General features: G+C 67.1%; 6 protein-coding genes. 4 read left to right on the top strand and 2 right to left on the bottom strand.

The features are described 5' to 3' along the window. The 3 genes from NMI01S_RS06785 to gnd form a co-directional block, all read left to right on the top strand. Nucleotides 1-930: acyl-CoA dehydrogenase family protein (locus tag NMI01S_RS06785; RefSeq protein ID WP_167669871.1), on the top strand; the 930-nt coding region annotated here is incomplete at its 5' end. Nucleotides 931-1,217: 287 nt separating this feature from the next. Next, nucleotides 1,218-2,300 carry a glycoside hydrolase family 183 protein gene (locus NMI01S_RS06780; protein WP_084512538.1) on the top strand — a complete coding sequence of 361 codons (1,083 nt, stop codon included), beginning with the start codon at nt 1,218-1,220 and terminating at the stop codon, nt 2,298-2,300. A gap of 282 nt (nt 2,301-2,582) precedes the next feature. Next, nucleotides 2,583-3,611: a phosphogluconate dehydrogenase (NAD(+)-dependent, decarboxylating) gene (gnd, locus tag NMI01S_RS06775; RefSeq protein ID WP_062995149.1), complete on the top strand. Its 1,029-nt coding sequence runs from the start codon at nt 2,583-2,585 to the stop codon at nt 3,609-3,611. Nucleotides 3,612-3,800: 189 nt separating this feature from the next. On the opposite strand, the gene NMI01S_RS06770 is transcribed toward gnd, so the two are convergent. Together NMI01S_RS06770 and NMI01S_RS06765 are read right to left on the bottom strand one after the other, a co-directional pair. Next, entirely contained in the window at nt 3,801-5,141 is a 1,341-nt protein-coding gene (locus tag NMI01S_RS06770; protein ID WP_062995072.1) for a lipase family protein, read from the bottom strand. Beyond that, on the bottom strand, nt 5,138-6,430 hold the full coding sequence (locus NMI01S_RS06765) for a hypothetical protein (RefSeq protein WP_062995071.1): 1,293 nt from the start codon (nt 6,428-6,430) through the stop codon (nt 5,138-5,140). The genes NMI01S_RS06770 and NMI01S_RS06765 overlap by 4 nt, the downstream gene beginning before the upstream one ends. Before the next feature lie 500 nt (nt 6,431-6,930). On the opposite strand from NMI01S_RS06765, the gene NMI01S_RS06760 reads away from it, so the two are divergent. Further along, a complete protein-coding gene (locus tag NMI01S_RS06760) occupies nt 6,931-8,103 on the top strand; it encodes a glycoside hydrolase family 3 N-terminal domain-containing protein (protein ID WP_062995070.1) in 1,173 nt (390 codons plus the stop codon). Nucleotides 8,104-8,160 lie beyond the last annotated feature (57 nt).

Here is an 8,160-nt window from a genome sequence, read left to right as displayed (position 1 = left end):
ATGGTGGGCACCAAGGCCATCGCGACCCTGTCGACCGGTTACCTGAACGCGCTGGACTACGCCAAGCAGCGGGTGCAGGGTGCGGATCTGACCCAGATGACCGACAAGACCGCCCCGCGCGTCACCATCACCCACCACCCGGACGTGCGCCGCTCGCTGATGACGCAGAAGGCCTACGCCGAGGGCCTGCGCGCGATCTACCTCTACACCGCCGCGCACCAGAACGAGGACATCGCTCAGCTCGTCTCGGGCGCCGACAAGGACCTCGCGTTCCGCGTCAACGACCTGCTGCTGCCGATCGTCAAGGGTGTCGGCTCGGAGCGGGCCTACCAGTACCTGACCGATTCGCTGCAGACCTTCGGTGGCTCCGGCTTCCTGCAGGACTACCCGATCGAGCAGTACATCCGCGACGCGAAGATCGACTCGCTGTACGAGGGCACCACCGCCATCCAGGCGCAGGACTTCTTCTTCCGCAAGATCGCCCGCGACCGTGGCGTGGCGCTGGCCCATGTGGCCGGCCAGGTGCAGAAGTTCATCGAGTCCGAGGCCGGCAACGGCCGCCTGAAGGGCGAGCGCAAGCTGCTGGCCACCGCGCTCGAGGATGTGCAGGCCATGGCCGCCACCCTGACCGGTCACCTGATGGGTGCGCAGGAGGACGCCAAGGAGCTGTACAAGGTCGGCCTGGGTTCGGTCCGCTTCCTGATGGCGGTCGGCGACCTGCTGATCGGCTGGCAGCTGCTGCGTCAGGCCGAGGTCGCCATCAAGGCGCTCGACAACGGTGCCACCGGCTCCGACGAGGCCTTCTACACCGGCAAGGTCGCGGTCGCGCAGTTCTTCGCCCGCAACGTCCTGCCGGAGCTGACCGCGACCCGCACCGTGCTGTCCAACCTGGACAACGACGTGATGGAGCTCGACGAAGCGGCTTTCTGATCGCCTTCTCGACCACCACGTGAACACAGCGGCCCCGCCTCCCGCTTCGGGAGGCGGGGCCGTTGTCGTCCCGGCACGCCAGGACCGCCGGTCCCGCACCGGAATCGGGGCCGGGTGATAATGACCGCACTGGAGTACCCGGGGTCTGGTGCGCCATACATAAACCGAGACAACCGAGACAGCACCGTGCCATGCCGATGTGACGAGGGTTTCGTCGGCATATCGCACGCCGTCGGCCGAGGGCAGGCACAATACCCACGGCGCGACTCATGGAAGGAATTCGGAATATGAGACGACTGTCCGCACTGGCTGGAGCTTGCGCGGCGGTCGCGCTGCTGGGCCTGACGGCATCGCCGGCCGGAGCCGACCCGAACAACATCAACCCGATTCCGGGGCTGAACGGCATCAACGGATTGCCGCAGCTCGCGGGCCCGACGCAGGCGGTCTACCAGGCCACCGGGATGGCCTCGCCGAACCGGACCCAGAACCAGAACGTGCTGGGCACCGACCTCGGCATCATGTGGGACGACGGGCACGGGCAGATGATCACCGCCTACGGCGACACCGCCGGACTCGGGGTGCCGAACGTCCTGGCCGGCAGCATCTGGGCGTGGCGCTCGAACGTGCTGTTCCGCAGCCCGGCCGGCGCGGACCCGGCGGGCGGGGTGAACTACACGAGCTTCGTGGACAATCCGCTGCCCAGCCCGAAGATCCCGGGTATCGAGATCAGTTTCATTCCGACCGCGGGCATCTCGGTCAACGGCGTGCAGTACATGTCGATGATGTCGGTGCGGGAATGGGGCCCGGACGGGCACTGGGACACCAACTTCTCCACCCTGGCCGTCTCCGGCGACGACGGCCAGACCTGGGCGCAGCTGCCGACCACCCGCCGCGGCACCGAGAACGGCTTCCAGAGCTTCCAGCAGAACGCCTTCCTGAAGGCCGGCGGCTACGTCTACAAGTACGGCACCCCGGCGGGCCGCAACCAGCCCGGCTTCATCTCGCGGGTCAAGGAAGCCGATATCGCCAATATCGACGCCTACGAGTACTGGGACGGCGGCGCGTGGAAGCCGAAGGACGCCAACGCCGCCAAGCCGATCGTCGGCGGCGTGGGCGAGTTGTCGGTGCAGTGGAACGCGCATCTGGGCCAGTACGTGATGCTGACCACCGATCCCTTCGATTCCGTGGTCATGCGGACCGCGCCGAACCCGGAGGGGCCGTGGAGCGCGCCGCGCGTGCTGATCGATGTGCGCGATCTGCCGACCATGTACGCGCCGATGATCTACCCGTATCAGACCGGCAGCGACCTGTACTTCCTGCTGACCATGCACAACCAGTACAACGTCGTGCTCATGCGCTCGCCGCTGTAGGCGGGCGGGAGCCGGAGTCGTCGACGGGCGCGAGCCCGGAGGACACGAAGACGGCTCCGTGCGGTTGCCGGGTCGGGGGTCTGGCAACTGCACGGAGCCGATCTGATTATCGGGTCCTGGCTCGGGGCGTTACACGATTCGTTTCGACACCGGAGAAATTCTCGATCGGGGCACCGGGGACAATCGAGGGCGATTGCGGTACGGGGCGTTGATCTCATGCCGCGGTGCAGCAGCAAGCAGAGCTCGGACCTGCCGAAGCTCGGACGACTCGAGGAGAAGAGTATGCAGCTGGGAATGATCGGGCTCGGCCGAATGGGTGCCAATATCGTGCGGCGCATCGTCAAGGACGGGCACACCGCGGTCGGCTACTCCCGGCACGAGGACCAGATCAAGGAATTCACCGACGAACTGGGCGACAGCTTCCAGGGTGCGACCGACTACCCGGCCTTCATCGCGCTGCTCGAGAAGCCGCGCGTGGTCTGGGTGATGATTCCGGCCGGCGCGACCGGGGCGGTGATCGACCAGGTCGCCGACCTGCTGGAGCCGGGCGACATCATCATCGACGGCGGCAACAGCCGCTACCACGAGGACATCAAGCGGGCCGCGGCGCTGGCGCCCAAGGGGATCCACTACCTCGATATCGGTACCTCCGGCGGCGTGTGGGGCCTGGACCGCGGCTACTGCCTGATGATCGGCGGCGAGGCCGAGCAGGTCGCCCACCTGGAGCCGCTGTTCCGGTCGATCGCGCCGGGTGTCGACGCCGCCGAGCGCACCCCCGGTCGCACCGGTGAGCCCTCCCCCGCCGAGCAGGGCTACCTGCACTGTGGCCCCGCCGGTGCCGGGCACTTCGTGAAGATGGTGCACAACGGCATCGAATACGGCGCGATGGCGGCCTACGCCGAAGGCCTGAACATCCTGCACAAGGCCAATATCGGCAAGGAGCTCGACGACGCGCATTCGGCCGAGGTGTCCCCGCTGGAAAATCCCGAGTACTACCAGTTCGACATCAACGTGCCCGAGGTCACCGAGGTGTGGCGACGCGGTTCGGTGGTCGCGTCCTGGCTGCTGGACCTCACCGCGGCCGCACTGCACGCCGATCCCGATCTGACCAGCTTCGGCGGGCGGGTGTCGGATTCGGGCGAGGGCCGCTGGACCATCCACGCCGCGATCGACGAGGGCGTGCCCGCCCCGGTGCTCTCGACTGCGCTGTACGAGCGCTTCTCCTCGCGCGGTGAGGCGCTCTACGCGGACAAGGTGCTCTCGGCCATGCGCAAGGCGTTCGGCGGGCACAACGAGCTGCCGGGCAAGTAGGCCACGGCCGGGGCGGCACACGCCGAACCGGAACGAAGGCCCCTACCGCAGCGGCGGTAGGGGCCTTTCTCGCATCGTGTCCCGCTCAGCTCAGGCTCTCGACGGCGCGGCCGACCATGTCCAGCGCGGCCAGCGGTCCGAAGGTGAGCAGATAGCCCAGTCCCCAGAGCAATGCCATGATGTCTCCACTCAGTCGAATTGCCGGTCCATCCAGTCGACGGTCTGCATGCCGAACAGATCCGTGCCCCAGCCGTACAGGTCGGTGAGCATCGTGACCATCGAACAGTCCGTGGGCTGGTAGGTGACGTCGGTGCCCTGTGCCCGGTAGGTGTCGGCGAGATCGCGCGAATCGGCCGCGGGGACCAGCGACATCGGCGAATCGTCCTTCGCGCACGACGTGATCAGCACCTTGGACGTCGGCGTGCCGGAGCGGCCGAGCCGGTTGTCGTCGAACACCGGCTGGAACGCCGGTTCGTCGGCGGGATTCAGTCCGGAGTCGAACATCGCCCGCAGCGGAACGAACGGCATGCTGAAGTAGGCGTCCTGACATTGGCCGCGGAAGACCTTCGCCACCGCCTGCCCGGCGGAATTCAGTTTCGAATCCAGCTGCATTTCAGGGTATTTCGGCTCCAGCCCGAGCAGGGTGGCGAACGCGAAGCCCGAACCCACCGAACCGTCGGCGACTCGCATGAAATTGCGCTGATCGACCACCATGCCTTCCAGCACAGTGGATTTCACGTTCAGTTCGGGCGCGTAGGACGGTTGCAGTTCGGCCGAGAAGCCCGCCCCGACACCGCCGCCGGCGATCCCGAACAGCGCGACCTGAGCCTGCGGATTCAGCCCGGCCGCACCGAAATTCAGCGCCGCGCGGGTGCCGTCGAGCTGAGTGTGCGCGGCGTACTTACCGGCGAACACACCGTGCGGGGCGCGGTCGGCATCGTTGCCGACGTCGGAGATCATCACCGCGTAGCCCTTACCGAACATCAGCGCCAGCGGGCCCAGCGCCGACCAGGACGCGCCGTCCAGCGGATCGCCGCCGGTCCACTGGGTACTGGGATGACAGTTCCAGCCGACGCTGTCGTTGGCCTCCTGGTACGAGACGACGTGTTTCTCGTTCGCGGGCTTGCCGTCTCGCGGAATCATCAGGATCCCGGTGCTGATCGCGGGCGTGACGCCGTCGCGTTCGGTGGTGACGTACATCAGCTTCCAGGCGTCGAGATTCGCCGGCTTCACGCCGGTGAACAGGACATCGACCTTCTTCGCCTTCACCACCGTGCCGGGTTTCTCCGCACCGGTCAGCGGGGGTTCCCGATAGAACGGGTCGTCGGCCCGCAGCGCCTGGAACGCTTCCTGCGGGCTCGCCGGGGAGGCGCCCCGCAGCGAGCCGACGACGAAGCCGTTGAACACCTCGTTCAGGGTGGGGGTCTGCGACGCAACGGGTTCCGCGGCAGCGGTTCCGGATACTCCGGCGCCCGCCGCGGCACAGACCAGCGCGAGGGTGGTCACCGCCGCCAGTGTGTACTTTCTCATCGGCCCTCCTGTGTTCCGCCGGACGCCTGCGCCGGACCCGCCGGCGTGACCGTCATTTCCTGTGCCGCCGAACCCAGCAACTGCGGGATGTTCAGCAGCGGCCGATGGGATTCCAGCTGCACCTCGTACGGGGTTCGCAGCGTGGCTTCCAGTGCGGGCCAATTGTTTTCGACCTGCCACTTGTACTTGGGCAGCAGTTCGGTGGTGATGTAGTCCCAGCGATCGTCGAGGACCGACCAGTTCCAGCTCGGCAACGGCAGGCTGAGAATCATCGGGCGGCCGTCGGCGCCGGTGAAAGGCACACGCACGGGCCGGAATTCGCGCGGCGGCACGACACCGGCCACCGACGGCGAACCGGCGGCGCCGCTGAGGTAGGTGATCGCCGCACCGACCGGCCCCTTGTAGTGGCGCACCCGGTCCCATTGCGCGCCGATCGCCCACTGCTGTTCCCGGCGCAGCAGGACCGCGTTGCCGGCGGCGATCCGATCGCGCGCGCCCGAGGACACATCGCGCCAGGCGTCCATGATGTCGGCGCCGAACAGTCCGGCCCGCTCGAATTCCGCCAGCGCGGCGAGGCCACCGGTGACGTAGGCGTCGTGCATCGGCATCAGGTCGGAGAAGATGTTCTTCTGCATCACCAGGATCATGCCCAGAATCCAGTCCAGGTCTTCGGGGGTGATGGTCGGCGCCGCGTCGGCCAGCGCACGCAGCCCGTCCGGCAGCATCGCGACCGCCTGCGGTCCGGCCGTCCGCTGGACGGCGCCGAGCACGGTGTGTGCGGCGTCGGCGATACCGGGCAGGTCGTAGAGGTTGCCCATCAGTGCGGCGTCGACGAGTCCGCCGCCGAAGTCGGCGCCGACCTGGCCGCCCATTCCGGCCCACTGCAATTCGCGGTGGCCGAGTTGCAGATTCTCGTAGTAGCGATAGGACTTGATCAGATTGTCGCGGTTGGCCTCCACGCCGCTGCGGGGGTCCCAGCCGCGCAGATCGATGCCGGCCTTCTCGGTCGCGTCCACGAGCCAGTACTGGTACAGCAGTGCGGCGTACCGGGTCGGCGCCACATTCTCCGTGCGCGCCTCATCGAGCAGGCGGCCCAGTTCGGAATGGTCGTAGGGCAAATCCGGATTCACGCCGCCGGGCGACCGGGCGGCATCGCGATTGACCAGAGGCAGGTCGAGATACCGGTCGAGATCGGACGCGGCGACGGCCGGGGCGGCGCCGAGTGCACCTACCCCGACGACCGCCGCGAGAATCAATCCCGCGCCCCGCGCAATTGCGCTGATACGCATACTGTCTCAGCCCTTCGCTATCGGTTCGTTGACGTCCGGCAGAGTTCCGCCGGATAGGTAGCGAATCAATAGCCGAAAGCAATCGATCCCGTTCCCGTCAGCGCAGCGATCGGGAACGAACCGTGAATCTTCGACAACCAACTACCGATGGTCAGGTTACCGAGAGGTTACCGACAGCAGCTAGCGGTCATCTATCGCGCTAACGCAATGAGCTATCGGTTTTCCGTTTCTACTGCCGACTGGAATTAGCTGGTGGTTGACCATTTAATGGGCAAAGGAGGTTGAGAACCCCTCGCCGGGCATTGCCGTCGCAAATGACTGATATCACAATTAGATAACTCGAGCATTATCGTCGCGGGCGCTTCCGCAGACCTCGAGACGGGGCACGCGGCGGTCGGAGCGGGCACCGGCGGATCGGGTCGGGGGTGCGGCCTCCGCGGCAGGGGTGCCGACGGCGACCACGGGTAGGTTCCGACGCCTCGAACGGCTACGGTCGGTCCATGCGCAACGTTGCCGGGATCGTTCTCGCAGTAGCCGCAGTCGCCCTCGCTGGGTGCTCCGGTGGTGGTGGCTCCAACTCCACCACCACGACCATCCCCAGCGCCGTACCGGGCACCACGAGCGCGACCGGCGGCGCCGCGACCACGACCGGTAACCAGCAGGACTGCGCCGCAGGCTATCTCGCGCAGTTCACCACCCGGCAGAAGCTGGCGCAGTTGCTCACCGTGGGCGTCAAGAACGCCGCCGACGCCGAGCAGGTGGTGCGCGGAGAACAGGTGGGCGGCATCTTCGTCGGCAGCTGGACCGACCAGTCCATGCTGTCCGGCCAGGGTCTCGACCAGGTGAAGGCCGCCGCGCGCACACCGCTGATGGTGACCATCGACGAAGAAGGCGGCCGGGTCTCGCGGTTGCAGAATCTGATCGGGCAGGCGCCCTCGGCCCGGGTCGCCGCGCAGACCATGACGACCGACGAGTACTACCAGCAGAGCCTGACCCGCGGTCAGGCCATGAAGCAGCTGGGCATCACCGTCGACTTCGCGCCCGACGTGGATGTCAGCGACGAGCCCGACGACGCGGTGATCGGCGACCGCTCCTATTCCCAGGATCCGCAGGTCGTCACCGAATACGCCGGCGCCTACATCCGGGCCATGCACGATGCCGGTGTCGGAGCGGTGATGAAGCACTTCCCCGGCCACGGACACGGATCGGGCGATTCCCACACCGGCGCGGTCCGCACGCCCCCGCTGGATCAGATGCAGCAGGTGGATCTGGTGCCGTTCCGGAACCTGATCGATTCCGGCGCCGCGGTGATGGTCGGCCATCTCGACGTTCCCGGTCTGACCTCGCCGAACGTTCCGGCGAGCATCAGCCCGGAGGCGATGGCACTGCTGCGCCAGGGCACCGGCTACAACGCCAAGCCCTACGACGGCCCGATCTTCACCGACGACCTGAGCGGCATGGCGGCCATCACGGCGCGGATGGGCATCGAGGACGCGGTCGCCGCCGCCCTGGAGGCCGGCGCCGACGACGCGCTGTGGATCAGCACCGACGCCGTCAGCTCGGTGCTGGACCGGCTCGAGCAGGAAGTTCGCGACGGGAAACTGACCATGAAGCAGGTCGACGACTCGGTCCTGCGGGTGGCCAAGTACAAAGGCATCCAGCTCCCCTGCTGAGCCCGGCTTCAGCGAATCGGTGGCAATTCGTTGTTCTCCGAAACTTACCTTGGAGTA

Origin of the sequence: Nocardia mikamii NBRC 108933 (genome assembly GCF_001613505.1) — a bacterium.
Classification (GTDB): Bacteria; Actinomycetota; Actinomycetes; order Mycobacteriales; family Mycobacteriaceae; genus Nocardia; species Nocardia mikamii.
The sequence above is the reverse complement of the archived record's forward strand: the minus strand, read 5'-3'. Positions and strand labels throughout refer to the sequence as shown.

Coding starts and splice junctions, on each gene's coding strand:
- NMI01S_RS06780 (WP_084512538.1), top strand. CDS start 1,218: ATGAGACGACTGTCCGCACTGGCTGGAGCTTGCGCGGCGGTCGCGCTG.
- gnd (WP_062995149.1), top strand. CDS start 2,583: ATGCAGCTGGGAATGATCGGGCTCGGCCGAATGGGTGCCAATATCGTG.
- NMI01S_RS06770 (WP_062995072.1), bottom strand. CDS start 5,141: ATGAGAAAGTACACACTGGCGGCGGTGACCACCCTCGCGCTGGTCTGT.
- NMI01S_RS06765 (WP_062995071.1), bottom strand. CDS start 6,430: ATGCGTATCAGCGCAATTGCGCGGGGCGCGGGATTGATTCTCGCGGCG.
- NMI01S_RS06760 (WP_062995070.1), top strand. CDS start 6,931: ATGCGCAACGTTGCCGGGATCGTTCTCGCAGTAGCCGCAGTCGCCCTC.